Source organism: Haladaptatus sp. CMSO5, assembly GCF_036689885.1.
Taxonomy (GTDB): Archaea; Halobacteriota; Halobacteria; order Halobacteriales; family Halococcaceae; genus QDMS2.
The window spans coordinates 2,530,667-2,546,962 of sequence record NZ_JBAHVW010000001.1; the positions used below are offsets into that span (position 1 = coordinate 2,530,667).

Sequence of the window (16,296 nt, forward strand, 5' to 3'; positions counted from 1 at the left end):
TGTCCGAGTTGGATGCTGTCCGTTTGAGGGGTACCTTCTTACCTGTGGCCGTCGCATGGTCTAGTTGACATGTCGTGGTATGCAATAGAAGACATCGAGGATGCGTTGACCGCGACGCGACAGTTCCTCTTTCCGTTTGACATGCGAAAATGGCTGAAACTCGCCATCATCGTCTTTTTCATCGGTGGTGTCGGCGGCGGCGGCGGTGGTACCAACTTCACAGTGCCGTCGGGTGACACACCAAGCGACTTCCCGCCGATTCAAGAGCCAGCCAACGTCGTTGTGCTCATACTGGTCGTGGTCGCCGTCTTGCTCCTCATCGGGCTGTTGTTCGCCATCGCGAGTTCCGTCTTCCAGTTCGTGTTCGTAGACGCGGTGCGCAGCGAGGAAGTGCACATCCGCGCTCCGTTCCGCCGCTGGTTTGGCAAAGGCGTACGCCTGTTCGTGTTCAGCTTCTTGCTGTTCTTGCTCATCCTCGCGCCGATTTTCGGGGTTGGTGCCGTCTTCCTCTTCGCAGTCACGCCGCTACTCTTGCTCTTTTTATTGCCCTTCCTGTTCATCGTGGCGATTTTACTAGCAATTACGCTCAGCCTGACCACCGACTTCGTCGTCCCAGTGATGATGCACGAAAACCTCGGCGTCCTTGCCGGGTGGCGACGGTTCTGGCCAGTGCTCCGCGAGCAATGGAAACAGTACGGCGTCTATGTCGTGCTTCGCTGGCTGCTCGGCATCGCCGGAGGCATCCTCGTCGCAATCGCCCTTGCGGTCGTGTTCGTGCCAGTGCTCGGCATCGGAGCCCTGTTGGGCTTCGGGCTGTTCGCAGGCGCAGGCGGGGTGACGAACGCCGTCATTGCCTTCCTCGTCGTGCTCGCCATTCCGATTGGCCTGCTCTTGCTCATCTACGCGCTGTTCGTGCAAGTGCCGGTGGCGACGTTCTTCCGGTACTACGCGCTATTCGTCCTCGGTGACTCAGCGCCAGAGTTCGACCTCATCCCCGACCAACGCCGAACGGTGCGCGCAGACGGCGAGGGCGACCCAACGGAACTGAGCGAGGACGCAGCCGAAGACACAGACGAACCGACAGACGACGACCGGTAATCGTTGCCGGAGAACCACAGATTTTCGACGTGTGTCGAATTGTGACTTCGCATATCTTTTTACGGAACCCTGTGGGAGTACACCCATGGGACTTGATGAAGATTCTCTCGCATACCACAAGCGCGACCCGCCCGGCAAAATTGAGATTTCGACGACGAAACCGACAAACACCCAGCGCGACCTGAGTCTGGCGTACTCGCCGGGCGTGGCCGCGCCGTGTCTCGCAATCGAAGAAAACCCGGACGACGCCTACACCTACACCGCGAAAGGCAACATGGTGGGCGTCATCTCGAATGGGTCTGCGGTGCTCGGCCTCGGCGACATCGGCGCACAGGCCTCGAAACCCGTGATGGAAGGAAAGGGCGTCCTGTTCAAACGCTTTGCCGACATCGACGTCTTCGACATCGAACTCGACCTCGACGACCCGGAAGCCATCATCGCGTCGGTGAAGGCCATGGAACCAACCTTCGGGGGCATCAACTTAGAGGACATCAAGGCCCCCGAGTGTTTCACCATCGAAGAGCGACTCCGAGAGCAGATGAACATCCCCGTGTTCCACGACGACCAACACGGCACCGCCATCATCTCCGGGGCCGCCCTGCTCAATGCCTCAGACGTCGTTGACAAAGACCTCGACGAACTCGACATCGTGTTCTCGGGTGCCGGGGCAAGCGCCATCGCAACCGCCCGCTTTTACGTCTCGCTCGGCGCGAAACGCGAGAACATCACGATGTGTGACTCCTCGGGCATCATCACGAAACAGCGCGCAGACGAAGGCGACGTCAACAAATACAAACAGCAGTTCGCCCGCGACGTGCCGGAAGGCGACCTCGCAGACGCGATGGAAGGCGCGGACGTGTTCGCAGGCCTCTCCATCGGCGGTATCGTGAGCCAGGAGATGGTTCAGTCGATGGCGTCAGACCCGGTCATCTTCGCCATGGCGAACCCCGACCCCGAAATCACCTACGAAGACGCGAAAAGCGCCCGCGACGACATGGTTATCATGGCGACGGGGCGCTCTGACTACCCGAATCAGGTGAACAACGTCCTCGGCTTCCCGTTCATCTTCCGGGGCGCACTCGACGTGCGCGCAAGCGAGATTAACGAGGAGATGAAGATTGCCGCCGCAAAGGCGCTCGCCCGTCTCGCGCGCCAAGACGTGCCTGATGCGGTTGTCAAAGCGTACGGAGACCAGCCGATTCAGTTCGGTCCCGACTATATCATCCCGAAACCGGTCGACCCGCGCGTCCTGTTCGAAGTCGCCCCGGCCGTTGCGAAGGCAGCCATCGACTCCGGTGCCTCGCGTATCGAACTCGACATCGACCACTACGTCGAAAAGCTCGAAGCGCGCCTCGGGAAATCCCGCGAGATGATGCGCGTCGTCCTCAACAAGGCAAAGCTCGACCCAAAGCGCGTCGTGCTCGCAGAAGGCGACGACGAGAAGATGGTGCGCGCGGCCTACCAACTCATAGAACAGGGCATCGCAGAGCCCATCTTGATTGGCGACCGCGACCGTATCTGGGAGACCTCCCAGCGCCTCGGCCTCGAATTCGAGCCGGAAATCGTCGACCCAAACAAGAGCAACTTAGACGCCTACGCAGACCGGCTGTACGAACTCAGACGGCGCAAAGGCGTCACCCGCCGCGAGGCTGACGAACTCATCACCGACGGCAACTACCTCGGCAGCGTGCTCGTGGAGATGGGTGACGCAGACGCGATGCTCACGGGCCTCACGCACCACTATCCCTCGGCCCTGCGCCCGCCCCTGCAGGTCATCGGCACCGCAGAGGACGCGAACTACGCTGCGGGTGTGTACATGCTCACCTTCAAAAACCGCGTCATCTTCTGCGTGGACACGACGGTGAATCTCGACCCGACCGAGGAGGTGCTCGCAGAGATTACGAAACACACCGCGACCCTCGCCCGCCGGTTCAACGTCGAGCCACGCGCCGCGTTGCTCTCCTACTCGAACTTCGGGTCGGTGGACAACGAAGGAACCGCGAAGGTTCGACGTGCCGCCCGCACGTTGCGGACTGACCCGGCTGCGGACTTCCCCGTTGACGGCGAGATGCAGGCGGACACCGCCGTCGTCAAGAGCATCCTCGACGGCACCTACGAGTTCTCCGACCTGAAGAAATCGGCGAACGTGCTCGTGTTCCCGAACCTTGAGGCGGGGAACATCGCGTACAAACTCCTCCAGCGCCTCGGCGGCGCAGAGGCGATTGGGCCGATGCTCGTTGGCATGGACAAACCCGTCCACGTCCTCCAGCGCGGCGACGAGGTCAAGGACATCGTGAATCTTGCGTCCGTCGCGGTCGTCGACGCCCAAGAGAACAACTAATTCGGCTCGTAGTTCTTTTCGCCCGCTTCGATGGGCACCTGGAGCCAGTTTTCACCCGGCGGCAGCGGGCATTCGTAGGCTTCTGAGTACGCACAGTACGGGTTGTACGCGAGGTTGAAATCGAGTATCCACGCCTCGCCCTCGCGGTCTGTCTCCTCTAAGTCGAGATAGCGGCCGCCGCCGTAAGTTTCAGACCCGCTGGTTCGGTCGCGGAAGGGGATGAACAGCCGCAGCTCGTGTTCGTCGGCGCGGTACGCCTGAATTACGACTTGCTCGCTGTCGATTTCGATGCGGAACTCGCCCCACCGGAGATACTGCCGAACCCCTTCGGTACTCGTTTCGAGGAGGAGCTCCTCCTTCTCCGCGTGTTCGGAAAGCGGGATGACAAACCGCAAGTCGGGGTTCGGGTCGTAGTACGACAGACCACGAAACCCCTCGCGTTGGTCGTAGGGAATCGGCGAATGCGGATGGTTCTTGAAAAACTCGTCTTTGCGGGTGCGCTGTTCGGCGAGGTCTTCTACGGTACTCATTGGTTAGTCACCAGCGTGGCGGTCTGCACGCGACGGCGGCGGGACGCCCGTCTCGCTCGGTGACTGTGGCACGTCGAACGGTTGTGGAAGCACACACCGCGCCCGCTCGCGGTTTACGTGACTGTACTGGTCTGGCGCGTTCGCAAGCGAGTGAGCCGGATTCTCTCCCGAGGAAATCTGTGCAGCTCTGAGCTCTGCGAACCCGCAGATACGGGCGCGAATCCCGCGCCAGTGGTGTTCTGCGTTCGCCGGAATAGTGAACTGATGGTTCGGGAGCCAGTCTGTATCCTGCGCCAGAATGGTCGCCGTGTTCACGTTCGCCGCGAGGTTCTCGTGGTCGATGAGGACGCCAACGCGCGCGGTCGGTGGTGCGCGTGCGGCGAGCACGTCGAGACCGAGGTGTAACGCCCGGTACTCTGCGACGTTGTTATCGGGTGGCGAATCCGGCACTGAAAGCCGAGCCACGCGTTCACCGTCGTGCGTTTCAATGACGACGCCCAACCCGCCACCGGACTCCCGGTACGACCCATCCGTCGCTACGTAAAAATGGCGATGGTGAGTGCGAGGGGGGTGTGCGATGTGCGGGGTGGGCGAATCGTCGAACAGGTTACGAAGGGTGCGTCGGCCGTACACGGCCATGTAACCCGATATGTTCCCAGATGATTTAAATGTGTGTCTTAGTATAGCAAACTGGAACGTCTGGGCACCGTAACCACTACCCCCTCGGATGACGTGTGGTCAGCTATGGCACTCCTCGCGCGCGATATCATGACCACGCCCGTCGAAACCGTCTCACCCGACGACGAGGTGAGCGACGTACTGACCCGACTGGCGCGGGCTTCATTCAACGGCTTTCCCGTCGTCGATGACGAGAATCACGTCGTGGGCATCGTCACTCAAGGCGACCTCGTTCACATCTTCCAGCCGTCGGACAGGACGCTCTGGATTCCGATTGGCCTGCCGCCGTTTATCGAAAGCCAGACCTACGGCTTCGACCTCTCGTGGAAAGACGTGGACGTGAACATTGACCTCGCAAAGAACGCGCGAAAACCCATCAAAGACGTGATGACCAAAGACGTGGTGACGGTCACCCCGGACGACGACTTGGCCACGATTCTTGACCTCGTGACCGACGAGGAGCGCGACATCAATCGCTTACCCGTCGTCGAAGCCGACGTGCTCGTCGGCATCATCACCCGCGACGACATCCTCGCTGCGCTTCGCGGCGAACGCGTTGCCTAACGAAAGGTTGAGGCTCGCTGACACGCCATTCCCGATGTGCGCTATCGGAATCTACTCCTGTTCGTGTTCCTCGCCGCCATCTGGGGGTCTGCGTTCATGGCCATCAAAGCAGGGCTGGAATTCTTCCCGCCCGTGCTGTTCGCCGCCCTCCGCTACGACATCGCGGCGGTGTTCATGCTCGCCTACGCCGTCTACGTGACCGACCACTGGCTGCCCCGCACGCGAAGCGAATGGTGGCTCGTCACCGTCGGGGCTGTCTTGATGATTGCTGGCTACCATATCTTCCTGTTCGTCGGTGAAACCCAGACGACGAGCGCGGCGGCCGCCGTCATCATCAGCCTCTCGCCAATTTTGACCACGACGTTCGCCCGCGCGCTGTTGCCCAGCCAACGACTCACCGCCGCCGGCGTCGCGGGCATGGTCATCGCCCTCCTCGGCGTCGCCATCCTCGCCCGCCCCGACCCCGCGAACCTCCTCACCGAAGACGTGGTCGCAAAGGGACTGGTATTCCTCGCCGCGCTCTCGTTTTCGTTCGGGAGCGTGCTCACCCGCCGCATCGACGCCCGCCTGCCAATCGAAACGATGGAGGCGTGGTCGATGCTCGGCGGGGCGGTGCTCATGCACGGCGTGAGCCTCGCCCTCCCGAACGAGTCGCTCGGAGACATCGTCTGGACGAACGAGGGGCTGCTCGCGCTTGCCTACCTCTCGGTCGTGGCGAGTGCGATTGGCTTTCTCATCTACTTCGACCTGCTAGAACGCCTCGGCCCCGTCGAAATCAACCTCGTCTCCTACGTCGCGCCCATCTTCGCGGCGCTCAGCGGCTTCCTGTTCTTACAGGAAGGGCTTGACCAGTACACCGTCGCTGGCTTCCTCGTCATCTTCACCGGCTTTCTCCTGCTCAAAGGCCGTGACATTCGCACGGAACTGTTGGGGACTGCCCAGAGCGACGGCTCGCCTGATTAATCGCGCCGTCGCAGAGTGCGGCTGAGCAGCAGTCCAATGGCAATCCCGAGAAGAATGGTTCTCGCGGTGTGTTTTCGGTCGCTGAATCGAATGAATCGCGTGTCCGTGTCGGTGATTTCGACGACGCCAATGGGCATCGCCGCGACGCCCCCGCCAAATCCAGCACCTTCGCCATCTGCCTCGCTTGCTGTGGTCTCCGTACTGGTCGCTCCGTCCGTTCTCCCCTCGCTGTCTATTGACGCTTCGTCGTCTCCCGCTCTTATGTCACTGTCAATCGCTCCGGTCGCACTGTCGCTCTGCCCGTACCCGCCACCGAAGCCGTAGGCGATGCGCGCGACCGGAATCACCGTCTTATCCGCGTGTTCGACTGGGTCGCCGTAGACGGCGGTCACGCTCGCAGACGAGCGCAGTTGCTCGACCAGTGTTTGAATCGGTTGTGCGTCCATTTTCTCGCAGAACAGTTGGGTGGGAAACAGGATAACCGTTATTTCGCGTTCGCCAGCCGCTCGAACTGGTCGCGCGACAGCGCAAGGTCGGTTGCGGCGAGGTTCTCTTCTAGCTGTTCGACCGTCCGCGCGCCGATAATCGGAGCCGTCACCGCGTCGTGGTGGAGCAGCCACGAGAGGCTCACGGCGGCGGGCGACGCGCCGACTTCGCGGGAGACCTCCTCTACCTCCTCCATCACGTCGAAGTTCGCGCTGGTGAGGTAGGTGTCTGCGAACTGCGAATCGGTCGCACCGCGCGTTCCCGCAGGCGGTTCCTCGGTGCGTTTGTACTTCCCCGAGAGGAAGCCACCGGCGAGGGGACTCCACGGCACGACGGCGAGGTCGTAGTGACTCGCCATCTCCAGATAGTTGCCTTCGATTTCGCGGTTGACGAGGTTGTAGCGTGGCTGGGCGACGGTGAACGGTTCGTAGCCGCGACGGTCTGCAATCTCGTTCGCGCGGGTGACTTTCCACGCGTTCGGCTCGAACGTCGAGGTGCCGAGGTGGTTCACCTTCCCGGCCTCGACGAGGCCGTTCAGGGTTCGCATGAACTGCTCTGGCGGGGTGTCGTCGTCCCAGCGGTGGATGTACAGAATGTCGACGAAACTGGTGCCGAGTCGTTCTAAGATGCGGTCGATTTCCTTCCTGAGGTGCTTGCGGTTCAGTCCGCGGCCGTTCGGGTCGTCGCGCGTTGGCCAGTACACCTTCGAAGCGATGACGAACTCCTCGCGGTCGCGCCCGGCGAGCCAGTCACCGATGTACTCCTCTGCGCGGCCGTCGCCGTAGATGTCTGCAGTGTCGATGAAGCGACCGCCGTGTGCTTCGTAGGCGTCTAAAAGTTCGTGTGCACGGTCTGCGTCAACTTCGATGTCGCCCTGGTCGTTCTCGCGGCCGAACCGCCAGGTGCCAAAGGCGAGTTCAGAGACTTGGAGACCAGTGCGGCCAAGCGGGACGAAATCGAGAGCCATATCCGAACTAGCTCCCGAAACAGAATAAATCCTCAGCGTTCGCTCTCGTGGTGGGAGTGACCCACGACGAGGGCGATCACGTTGAGTGCGAGCAGTGAGACGAACGCGACCTGTTCTGCGGTCGTGGTGAGGCCGGCGAGGAGCAATGGCACATGGAGGAAGGGCAGTGCGATTGCAGACCAGAAGGCAGCGGCTTCAAACGAGCGGACAAGCTCGTCTCGGTAGTTCGCAGCGACGGTTGCGAGCGATGCAGTCGGGTCTCCAGAGTCGCCCGCATCGCGGCGGGCGGCGAGAGAGGACCTGTTTTCATTCATGGCGGATTCGTTCATGGCGGACACCCCATTTACCTCACACATCTCTACGACAGGGGATAGCATATAATGGGTGGAGCGTTTGGACAGTTTTCGCCCATTTCACGATTCAAGAACAATCTGAAAACGTTTCATGAGTGCCTAAAATCTGGCCTTATTCTTCAAAGCCCGCGCAAAAGTCGTCATTTCGAAAGTCCAGATTCACCTCCAAGAACTTTCACATCGACCGTGTGCTGGCCGTGCCTACCAACGAGCGTGACTGTCTCTTTGAGCCGACTCAAGACGTCCGTGCGCCACGCATCAACGGCTGCGCGATGGCGCTCGTAGTGTTCTTCGACCGTGTACTGTGTCTCGCTTTCTGCCCGAAGTGTCGTTTCCGTATCTTCTGCGTGCGGGTACGGCGGGGCGGCGTCGATGAGCGCCTCCGGATCGATGTGAAGGGGTGCTGGTTCGGGTGGTTGGTAGGCATCGCCTTCCCGGACGAGATGCAGTCTTGCACGCATCCGCCCGTTGAACGGCGGGGTGAGCCGAATCACCGCTCGCTGGTCGCGGCGTGATTGGTTTGCCTCGTGGGCCATCACGACATCGCTCGCGGTCACGGCAATCGACCGGACGACGCGATAATCGTCAGGGTGCGAGGGCATGAACGAGGGTACGGCGAGGAGACTAAAGAGCGTGCCGCGCTTTCGAGGGGCTTAGGTTAGTCACCCCCTATGCAGCGCTATGAGCTGGGCAGAAGGCACACCGATTGGCGACAAACGCGAATGGCGACGCGATGACGACTACGCGACCATCAGTCTGCGCCAGACGCGGGGTGGCAACTGGGCCGTCTCGTTCGACCGACTGATTCAGGCCCCAGAAGGCGAGGCGTACAAACACGAACTCGTCGAAACGGAACGCGAGGCGCTCGAACTCGTCGGTCAGTGGCAATCGATGTACGATGTATAAGAGTAAACGCGGGAGAAGGGGGGGGAAGGGTTGTTAGTGGGGTAAGTATAACAAGTGAATCTCCCGCGCCAAGTTTCTAATCAGTACATAGCGTAATAAAGATATCCAGAGCTGTAACACAATCATCATTAATTCTACGGCCGACATGTGGTGGTTAGCGGCGAAATAGTATCGGTAGTGTGCAGGTCGTGACTGCGCGACAGCGACGCACCGCACCTAAGCGGGCCAGCTTACGACGCAAGTGCGCGTTTCAGGTCAGCTGCCGGAAGCTGGTCGAGCGAGCGCGGGGGTTCCGGGGTGTCGCTCGGTTCGCTGAGTCTGAGCTTCCACCATTCAACGTCGTTCCAGCGACCGTGTTTGTAGCCCGCCTCCGTGATGACGCCAACGCGCTCGAAGCCGAACGCCTCGTGGAGGGCGACGCTCGGCTCGTTCGGGACGGTGATGATGGCGAACGCAGAGATGAATCCTTGCTCGTGGAGAACGGCAAACAGCGCCTCGTAGAGCCTGCGGCCAAGCCCCTGACCGCGAACGTCCTTGTGGATATAGACGGAGACGTTCACCGTCCACTGATAGGCGTCGCGGTAGTTGTGCGTACCCGCGTAGGCGTAGCCGAGAATAGAGCCGTCTTCGCCCTCACAGACGAGCCACGGATGGCTCGGCAGTGTCTCCTCGATTCGGTCGCTGAGTTCTGCTTCCGTGGGCGGCTCCGTCTCGAACGAGACCGTCGTCTCGCGTACCATGGGCGCGTAGATGGCGCGAATCCCCGGCGCGTCATCCGGCGTGGCGAGGCGTATGTGCATGCTCTCAAGGGACACGTGCGAGGTAGAAAAATCGCGGGTTTCGGCGAGTGTTTCTCAGAACCTCCGTTCAGGGAGGGTGCACGGATTTAGAGTTTTCCTGACTCATTCGAATTCCTCGGCTCGTTTGACGAGATTGCCACACAGATTGGTTCGAACAAGAGTCAATCATCTGTCAATTTTCGCAGAATATTCCCTTAAAATCCCACTTGAGTGGCTACAAAACCCCACTAATGTAAATCACAAAGATAAGTCCAACAATCAGTCCTGCAAAGGCAACTCTTTCGCCCGTTTTTCCGTATCCAGCCTCTGAGATTCCGCTAACAAACGTACTCGTTGTTTGAATACCCATACACAAGAAGAAAATAGTGAGAAAGTTGATTGGTTTGCTTATTCCAATATTGTTGCCCAAAGCGATAGATGTAGAGGTTGTAAATGCACCAAATATTGAAAAGAAGGAGATCCCTACAAGCAGAGGGTGTATTAGGATGGTAAAATGCTCGTCACGTTGGGTAGTAGTCACATCATCGCGTGTCCACTCGATATCTGATTTAACATAACGAAGTGTTGCCAACCACAATGGAAGAACGACTAAACTGGCTTGCATTATCGAAACTGCAACTGCACTGTCGTCCATACAACTTCCTCAATCCCATTATATGTAAAACTATCTGACTTTTCAAAGAGTATAGGCGCGTGAATAGCCGTGATTACAATAGGAACCACGGGTTCGCTTCGCTCACAGAGTGAGCGACGGAATCAAAATGTATGCCCGTGGAGAGCTGCCGAACCACGGTCACTTCCGCTCCCTGCATCACGTTCGCTTCGCTCACGTGATACCTACGGGTTCTCCGCGTCTACCGGCCAGCTTTTCACGGAGTTGCGACTCACGGGAGTGAGTCGCGTAAGTGAAAAATGCCCGGGGAGGGCTCCGAACCCTCGATCTCCGCATGTCCCAGGTTAGAGGCTCGGCAAAGCCTCCGGAACATGTCGGGAGCTTCCAAGGCTCCGCACCGAATCTCGTAACCCTATGAGTGCGGCGCTATGTCCAGCTAAGCCACCCGGGCTCATTTTTTGGTAGCAGGAGGGACTTCTTTAAGCTTCTCATCTTCACCCGAGTCATCATGCGGTTTTATACTTGTTCCGTGGAATGAAGTACCATGAATCTGCCAGACCTCGTCAACCAACACCTCGGGGACGAGCAGGCCGCGGCCAGCGTTCACCTCGGTGGTGACGACCGCGTCTACATCACCCCGACCCGGACGCTCGTCTACCGCGCGGAGGGGCTTTTGAGCGACGAAACGGTCGAGGAGTTCAGCCACAACGTCGAACGGCTCTCGATTGCGAGCGGCCGGCGCAAGGATAAGTTCGAACTGGAGTACATCGACGGCAAGGAGACGTTCACCGTCCCGGGCAAACGCACGGACGACATTTTGCAGTCGCTCATGGCGGGCATCCTCTCGGTCTCGGGCGTCATGGACGGCGACGAGACGCTCGCGGCGGTGTATCGCTTCAGCGAACTCACCTTCGTCGTCACGAGCAAGCGCGTGGTGAAACACGTCGGGCAGGCCGTCTGGGACGCCGATTTCGAGGAGTATCCCTTTGCCGACATCACCGGCCTCTCGTTTGAGGACGGCAGCGTCGCCACGTCCATCGTCATCGAGCGAAACGGGCGACCAGAGCGCATCAAGTGCCCGAACGAGCAAGCCCGCGTGGTCCGACAGACGCTTGAAAAAGAGCTGTTCGACTTCTACGACGTGGCTTCGCTCGCGGAGTTCAACACGGTCGTCGCCCCCGACGAGGAGGAGGATGCAGAGACGGAACGCGCAGATACCAACTTCGAGCAGAGCGGGCTGAAACCGCTCGGAAGTGGGAGCGCGAGCCAGTCTCCGCCAGACCCGACTCCCGACCCGACGCCCGAGGAATCACAGGCGACGAACGGCACAACGGCCACGTCGATGTTCGAAGAGACGGAAGCAGAGCCGATTCAGGAGCCAGCCGCCGCGCCCACGGAGGTGGCAAGCGCAGACAGTGCGGATGTTCAGGCCCAACTCGCAGACTTGACGGCTGTCGTCGAACAGCAAAGCGCGCTCTTAGAACAACAACAGGTGCTCTTAGAACAGCTCATCGACGAACTCAGTCGCGGCCGGTAACCTTCCGGATACACGAGGAGCCAAACGGCCCCAGTTCGCCGGAATCCATCTTGATGAAGTAGCCCGTTGTGATTGCCGCGTTACAGCGCCGACAGGTGAACTCGCCTTCTTTCGTGATGACTTCGCTCTCGAATTTGATGTAGTCGCCACCTTGGGGTTTGAGCAGCGTTCCCTCGCGCTCGATGACGCCGCGTTTCTCTGCGACGTCGAGAATTTCGCGGGTGGTCGCCGGATTCGTCGTGATGGTCTCGATACGGTCGAGTGCTTCGGCCAGCGTCAGCTCCTCGAATTCGAGTTTCGAGAGGAGTTCGACGCCGAGTTCGACCGTATCGCGTTCTGGCACAGTTGCAGTTCGAGAGAGAGGCTGAAAAAGAAAACGGTGAGCCGCAACTGGTTTACGCGACTCCGGCGGAGAACGGCACATGGAGCGGGCGACGCGACGACAACTGGTGGGACTCGCCCTCGTGGGGAGCTTTTTCGTCGTCGTCTCGCTCGTGATTTCGCCGCGCGAGGTGTTCGCCCGCTTCCAGCACCTCGCTGCAGACCCCGTCGCCTTCGGGGGCGTGCTCGCGCTCGTCTACCTCCTGCGGCCGCTCGTCGCGTGGCCAGTCACGCCCATCTCCGTCGTGGTTGGCTACGTCTACGGCATCAAAGTCGGCCTGCCCATCGCGCTCGTCGGCATCGTCGTCACGGCGATTCCGCCCTTCTTGCTCGCCCGTCACTTCCCCGACAGCGGCCTGTTCGGGAAAGCCCGCGATGTCGGCTCGCGGTTTTTCACTGCCACGGGCGAGACGCGCGGGGTCATCGCCTCGCGGCTGGTGCCCATTCCAACGGATGTCATCTCCTACAGCGCCGGGCTTTCGGGCGTGCGTCTCTGGCCGTTCGCCGTCGGGACGCTCGTCGGAGAGTTGCCGTGGACGGTCGCAGGGGTCGTTGCGGGGAGTTCGATGGAGTCGCTTGCCACAGAGGGTGTGGCGGGCATCGGGCTTCCCCTACTCCTCGGCGCGGTTGCGGTCGCCGCGGCGCTCCTCGTGGGGCCACTCTATCGCCAGTTCGTCGCAAAACAGTAACGCAGTCACCAGAAGGTGTCCGCGCAGTCGTAGATGACGCCGTGGTTCGGGCAGACGTACTTACAGTGGCGGTGGTACATCGGCTCCTCACAGAGCGGGCACGGCCGACCACCTGCGTTTGCCATATAGGTCGTCTTGTTGCCAGTTGGTTTGAGCCTTGTGCCACGAACCTTGGCCCAATTCTAGAATAACTTTGTCCGGAGTTTGAAAAATTGGTATTTTATCCCGAGGACTTTGCTCACCTGAATCATGCGAAAACTCGTAGCTTCAGTGGCAGTTGTCCTCGTTGCCCTCGCGCTCGCAATCGGCGCGGGTGCGGCGGCCCCGGACGCTGGGTTCGCCCAAGAAGACAACATGACTGACGACAACATGACCGACGACGGCATGGACGATGGAATGGACGACGGCATGTCGGACGACAACATGAGCGACGACTCAATGTCAGATGACAATATGTCCGACGACGATATGTCGGATGATGACATGTCTGATGACAACATGAGCGATGACCAGATGACCGACGAGGAGATGGCAGACGACTCTTCGGGTGACGACATGGGCGAGGAATCCGGCGCACTCGGTGGCCTGCTCTCGCCAACGGCGGCAATCGGCGTCGCCATCGTCGCCCTCATCGGCATTGCCTTAGTCATCGCTCGGGTACGGAGCTAAGCGATGAACCTGCTCCCACAATCTCAGCGCGTTCGCGTCGGTGCTGTCAGAGCGGTACTCGCAGGCGTCGCAGCCATCGCTGGCTCCTACGCCGCCGCCGGGTTCACGACTGGATTCGTGGGAGCGCCCCTCGAAGCGATGCTCTCACGAGCGGCCCCCGCGTCGCTCGTGACGTTCGCCATCGTCGTCCTCGGTGACATCGGCCAGAAACTGAACCTGCTCGCCGCCATAACCCTCGCAGTCCTCCTCATTGCGTGCCTCTCAGCCGCAGCACTGGCGACTGGGTGGCGACAGCGAAGCGGGCTCGTCTCGGTGACGGTGGCGCTCGGACTGACGTGGGCGGCCGTGACCCTCCTCACCGGCGAACCCGTGTTGGCCCTCGCCGCGGCGGTTCCCGCGAGCGCCGTCATTGCTCTCACCGGCCCTGGCGTCCCACCGAGTGAAGTGGACGCTACCGCACGTCGTCGCGTGCTCACGGCCATCGCAGGCGTCGCGGGCTTCTCGGTGCTCTCGTACATCGTTGGTGGCAACCGCGGCGACGACACGAGCGACCAACCGCTCGGCCTCACCGCAGCACAGCACCAAGAAATCGAGACGATGCTGGCAGAAGCAGAAGCGAAATCGCTTCCCGTGTCGGGACTCGAACCCCTCGTCAGCACGTCGTTTTACGAGGTTGACATCGCCGCGGTGAACCCGAACACGGCCCCTGAAAACTGGACGCTCTCGCTTACGGGAGCCGTCTCCGAGGACGCAACGTTCACCTACGACGACATCCGCGCGCTCCCGGTAGAACAGCGCTTCATCACGCTCCGGTGTGTCGGTGACTCGCTCAACGGCACGAAGATGGACAACGCACTCTGGACGGGGACGCCCCTCGCCCCACTGCTCGACGAGGTCACCACCGATTCGGGCTGTGAGTGTGCCATGCTCCGGGCGGGCGACGGCTACTACGTCCAGTTCCCCATCGCGGCGCTCAGACGCGGCTTCCTCGCCTACGGGATGAACGGCAGACCGCTGCCCCGCTCGCACGGCGCGCCCGTCCGGGTGCTCATTCCGGGCCACTGGGGCGAAATCAACGTCAAATGGCTCACCGAAATCGAGTTCCTCGATGAGGCAGTCGATGGCTACTGGGAAGAGCGCGGCTGGCACGGCACCGGCCCCGTCAACATCGTCGCAAAGCTCTGGGTGGAAACCCAGAACGATGACGGCACAGTGACGGTCGCTGGCCACGCCTACGCTGGACTCATGGACGTCTCTGCGGTCGAGGTCAATACTGGAGATGGCTGGCAGGAAGCCACGCTCTCAGAGCCGCTTCCGGGCGAGGACGTGTGGCGACAGTGGTCGTACACCTACGAGCACCCCGGTTCCCAACACCGGGTGCGAGTGCGCGCCATCACGGGCGACGGGACGGTGCAGGCAAATGAAGAACTGCCCGCGTTCCCGAACGGACCAAGTGGCTGGGTTTCGAGAACCGTCCAATGAGAGAGACTTTTGCCGTTGCCGACAAGTGAACTCGATACAGACAACCGATGGAAAAGGTGTTGTGGTACTTGTTCGTGGGCATGCGAGGGGGCGCAAACCGCGTCCGCATCATCAGAGCCCTCGCTGAGCGCCCGCACAACGCGAATCAGCTCTCGACGGAGCTTGACGTGGACTACAACACTATCCGTCATCATCTCGATATGCTCATCGAACACGGGATTGTCGAGCCGGGCGGCGAGGGTTACGGCGCACTGTACTTCCTCACCGACCAATTCGAACACCACTGGGATGCGTTCGAGCGCATCACCGACCAAATGGAGTGACTCACAATGGCAATGGGAACTGAACTACTAATCGCAAGCACCCTCGCGGGACTCAACATCATCCTGCTCGCGGCGCTCACCTTCGTCTGGGCGCGCAACTACCGGACGTTCCGGACGAACACCATCCTCGGCCTCATCGCCTTCGGCACGGTGATGCTCGTAGAGAACGCTGTCGCGCTCTATTTTTTCTTTACCATGCAGATGTTCTACGGCTCAGACCCGACCGTCCAAGGCGCAGTCGCCGTCCTGCGCGCGCTGCAGTTCGTCGCGCTCGTGTTCCTGACGTGGGTCACGGTGAAGTGAGGTCCCTGTTTTCCGCAGTTCCCACTTGCGAGCAATTCTAGAACAACTCGGTGTGAATCTTGAAAAATCGCTATCCCCCCGTTCTGCGTCGAGTCGTAGTGAGGTGATGAAATGACCACACAGACACCGCTACCGACTGTGACCCGCAGACGCATCCTCAGAACGACGGCCCTCCTCAGCGCTAGCCTCGCACTCAGTGCGGGAAGCGCGGCGGCCAACCCCGGCAAACCGAACTTCGGCCCATCGCTCTACGGCGACGGCAAGACCTGGGGCACGAAAGGCGCGGCCGCGATTCCCGGCCCGAACGGCAAGAATGACCACTCCTTCGACAAGCTGTTCGCCTTCACGAACGGCGCGACCGGCCAGCTTCCCGTCGCGGAGGCCGCGCCCGGCAACCCCGCGTTCAACGGCGGGCGCTGGTACACCCACACTGCCACGTGGACGGCTGCCGGGCTGGCCGCACACAATCCGCTCCCGGTGTTGACATCCTCCGACGACGTTCACGCGGAGTACGAGGCTGGACACCTGTCCATCACGCCCGGGTCACCGAACCCCGGCGACCCGCCGAACTTCTTCGAATGCCCGCTCTTGCCAGTCAAGCAGTGAGAAAAAA

22 protein-coding genes and 1 tRNA gene are annotated in these 16,296 nt (G+C 60.6%); 12 read left to right on the forward strand and 11 right to left on the reverse strand.

Annotated features, from left to right (window positions below):
• The first annotated feature begins 69 nt into the window (after window positions 1–69).
• Both V5N12_RS13445 and V5N12_RS13450 read left to right on the forward strand, forming a co-directional pair.
• Window positions 70–1,098, forward strand: a complete 1,029-nt coding sequence (locus V5N12_RS13445) for a DUF7544 domain-containing protein (protein ID WP_332899679.1) — start codon at window positions 70–72, stop codon at window positions 1,096–1,098.
• A gap of 85 nt (window positions 1,099–1,183) precedes the next feature.
• Window positions 1,184–3,439, forward strand: coding sequence for an NADP-dependent malic enzyme (locus V5N12_RS13450; protein WP_332899680.1), 2,256 nt, complete (start codon window positions 1,184–1,186; stop codon window positions 3,437–3,439).
• On the opposite strand, the gene V5N12_RS13455 is transcribed toward V5N12_RS13450, so the two are convergent.
• Window positions 3,436–3,969: a DUF1684 domain-containing protein gene (locus V5N12_RS13455; RefSeq protein WP_332899681.1), complete on the reverse strand. Its 534-nt coding sequence runs from the start codon at window positions 3,967–3,969 to the stop codon at window positions 3,436–3,438. The genes V5N12_RS13450 and V5N12_RS13455 overlap by 4 nt on opposite strands.
• 3 nt (window positions 3,970–3,972) lie before the next feature.
• Complete coding sequence (locus tag V5N12_RS13460) at window positions 3,973–4,608, reverse strand: ribonuclease H (protein WP_332899682.1); 636 nt, start codon at window positions 4,606–4,608, stop codon at window positions 3,973–3,975.
• 105 nt (window positions 4,609–4,713) lie between these two features.
• Here V5N12_RS13460 and V5N12_RS13465 point away from each other — a divergent pair, with 105 nt between their 5' ends.
• Complete coding sequence (locus tag V5N12_RS13465; RefSeq protein ID WP_332899683.1) at window positions 4,714–5,211, forward strand: CBS domain-containing protein; 498 nt, start codon at window positions 4,714–4,716, stop codon at window positions 5,209–5,211.
• Between the two features lie 36 nt (window positions 5,212–5,247).
• Window positions 5,248–6,174: a DMT family transporter gene (locus V5N12_RS13470; protein ID WP_332899684.1), complete on the forward strand. Its 927-nt coding sequence runs from the start codon at window positions 5,248–5,250 to the stop codon at window positions 6,172–6,174.
• On the opposite strand, the gene V5N12_RS13475 is transcribed toward V5N12_RS13470, so the two are convergent.
• The 4 genes from V5N12_RS13475 to V5N12_RS13490 all read right to left on the reverse strand — a co-directional run bounded on the left by V5N12_RS13475 (window position 6,171) and on the right by V5N12_RS13490 (window position 8,582).
• Entirely contained in the window at window positions 6,171–6,620 is a 450-nt protein-coding gene (locus V5N12_RS13475) for a GerW family sporulation protein (protein WP_332899685.1), read from the reverse strand. The two genes, V5N12_RS13470 and V5N12_RS13475, sit on opposite strands and share 4 nt — an antisense overlap.
• Before the next feature lie 38 nt (window positions 6,621–6,658).
• Window positions 6,659–7,627, reverse strand: a complete 969-nt coding sequence (locus V5N12_RS13480) for an aldo/keto reductase (RefSeq protein WP_332899686.1) — start codon at window positions 7,625–7,627, stop codon at window positions 6,659–6,661.
• 32 nt (window positions 7,628–7,659) lie between these two features.
• The gene (locus tag V5N12_RS13485) at window positions 7,660–7,941 is read right to left on the reverse strand and encodes a hypothetical protein (protein WP_332899687.1); all 282 of its coding nucleotides are present in this window, start codon (window positions 7,939–7,941) and stop codon (window positions 7,660–7,662) included.
• Between the two features lie 179 nt (window positions 7,942–8,120).
• Window positions 8,121–8,582: a hypothetical protein gene (locus V5N12_RS13490; protein WP_332899688.1), complete on the reverse strand. Its 462-nt coding sequence runs from the start codon at window positions 8,580–8,582 to the stop codon at window positions 8,121–8,123.
• A gap of 79 nt (window positions 8,583–8,661) precedes the next feature.
• Here V5N12_RS13490 and V5N12_RS13495 point away from each other — a divergent pair, with 79 nt between their 5' ends.
• On the forward strand, window positions 8,662–8,886 hold the full coding sequence (locus V5N12_RS13495) for a DUF7543 family protein (protein WP_332899689.1): 225 nt from the start codon (window positions 8,662–8,664) through the stop codon (window positions 8,884–8,886).
• A 230-nt stretch (window positions 8,887–9,116) separates the two neighbouring features.
• On the opposite strand, the gene V5N12_RS13500 is transcribed toward V5N12_RS13495, so the two are convergent.
• From V5N12_RS13500 to V5N12_RS13510, 3 genes are all read right to left on the reverse strand, one after another.
• Complete coding sequence (locus V5N12_RS13500; RefSeq protein WP_332899690.1) at window positions 9,117–9,686, reverse strand: arsinothricin resistance N-acetyltransferase ArsN1 family B; 570 nt, start codon at window positions 9,684–9,686, stop codon at window positions 9,117–9,119.
• Window positions 9,687–9,900: 214 nt separating this feature from the next.
• Entirely contained in the window at window positions 9,901–10,320 is a 420-nt protein-coding gene (locus V5N12_RS13505) for a hypothetical protein (RefSeq protein WP_332899691.1), read from the reverse strand.
• A gap of 279 nt (window positions 10,321–10,599) precedes the next feature.
• Window positions 10,600–10,750, reverse strand: a tRNA-Met gene (locus V5N12_RS13510).
• A gap of 93 nt (window positions 10,751–10,843) precedes the next feature.
• On the opposite strand from V5N12_RS13510, the gene V5N12_RS13515 reads away from it, so the two are divergent.
• A complete protein-coding gene (locus V5N12_RS13515; RefSeq protein WP_332899692.1) occupies window positions 10,844–11,836 on the forward strand; it encodes a DUF7115 domain-containing protein in 993 nt (330 codons plus the stop codon).
• Here the strand turns inward: V5N12_RS13515 and V5N12_RS13520 are convergent.
• The gene (locus tag V5N12_RS13520) at window positions 11,820–12,179 is read right to left on the reverse strand and encodes a DUF5830 family protein (protein ID WP_332899693.1); all 360 of its coding nucleotides are present in this window, start codon (window positions 12,177–12,179) and stop codon (window positions 11,820–11,822) included. The two genes, V5N12_RS13515 and V5N12_RS13520, sit on opposite strands and share 17 nt — an antisense overlap.
• 79 nt (window positions 12,180–12,258) lie before the next feature.
• Here V5N12_RS13520 and V5N12_RS13525 point away from each other — a divergent pair, with 79 nt between their 5' ends.
• On the forward strand, window positions 12,259–12,906 hold the full coding sequence (locus V5N12_RS13525; RefSeq protein ID WP_332899694.1) for a TVP38/TMEM64 family protein: 648 nt from the start codon (window positions 12,259–12,261) through the stop codon (window positions 12,904–12,906).
• Between the two features lie 5 nt (window positions 12,907–12,911).
• Here V5N12_RS13525 and V5N12_RS13530 read toward each other — a convergent pair whose 3' ends face one another.
• Window positions 12,912–13,031, reverse strand: coding sequence for an HVO_2523 family zinc finger protein (locus tag V5N12_RS13530; RefSeq protein ID WP_332899695.1), 120 nt, complete (start codon window positions 13,029–13,031; stop codon window positions 12,912–12,914).
• 124 nt (window positions 13,032–13,155) lie between these two features.
• Here V5N12_RS13530 and V5N12_RS13535 point away from each other — a divergent pair, with 124 nt between their 5' ends.
• The 5 genes from V5N12_RS13535 to V5N12_RS13555 all read left to right on the forward strand — a co-directional run bounded on the left by V5N12_RS13535 (window position 13,156) and on the right by V5N12_RS13555 (window position 16,289).
• The gene (locus V5N12_RS13535; RefSeq protein WP_332899696.1) at window positions 13,156–13,575 is read left to right on the forward strand and encodes a hypothetical protein; all 420 of its coding nucleotides are present in this window, start codon (window positions 13,156–13,158) and stop codon (window positions 13,573–13,575) included.
• 3 nt (window positions 13,576–13,578) lie between these two features.
• The gene (locus V5N12_RS13540) at window positions 13,579–15,057 is read left to right on the forward strand and encodes a molybdopterin-dependent oxidoreductase (RefSeq protein ID WP_332899697.1); all 1,479 of its coding nucleotides are present in this window, start codon (window positions 13,579–13,581) and stop codon (window positions 15,055–15,057) included.
• Between the two features lie 47 nt (window positions 15,058–15,104).
• Window positions 15,105–15,380 (forward strand): ArsR/SmtB family transcription factor, encoded by a 276-nt coding sequence (locus V5N12_RS13545; RefSeq protein WP_332899698.1) that lies wholly within the window; start codon window positions 15,105–15,107, stop codon window positions 15,378–15,380.
• A gap of 6 nt (window positions 15,381–15,386) precedes the next feature.
• Window positions 15,387–15,683, forward strand: a complete 297-nt coding sequence (locus tag V5N12_RS13550; RefSeq protein WP_332899699.1) for a hypothetical protein — start codon at window positions 15,387–15,389, stop codon at window positions 15,681–15,683.
• Between the two features lie 111 nt (window positions 15,684–15,794).
• Window positions 15,795–16,289 (forward strand): hypothetical protein, encoded by a 495-nt coding sequence (locus V5N12_RS13555; protein ID WP_332899700.1) that lies wholly within the window; start codon window positions 15,795–15,797, stop codon window positions 16,287–16,289.
• Window positions 16,290–16,296: the final 7 nt, after the last annotated feature.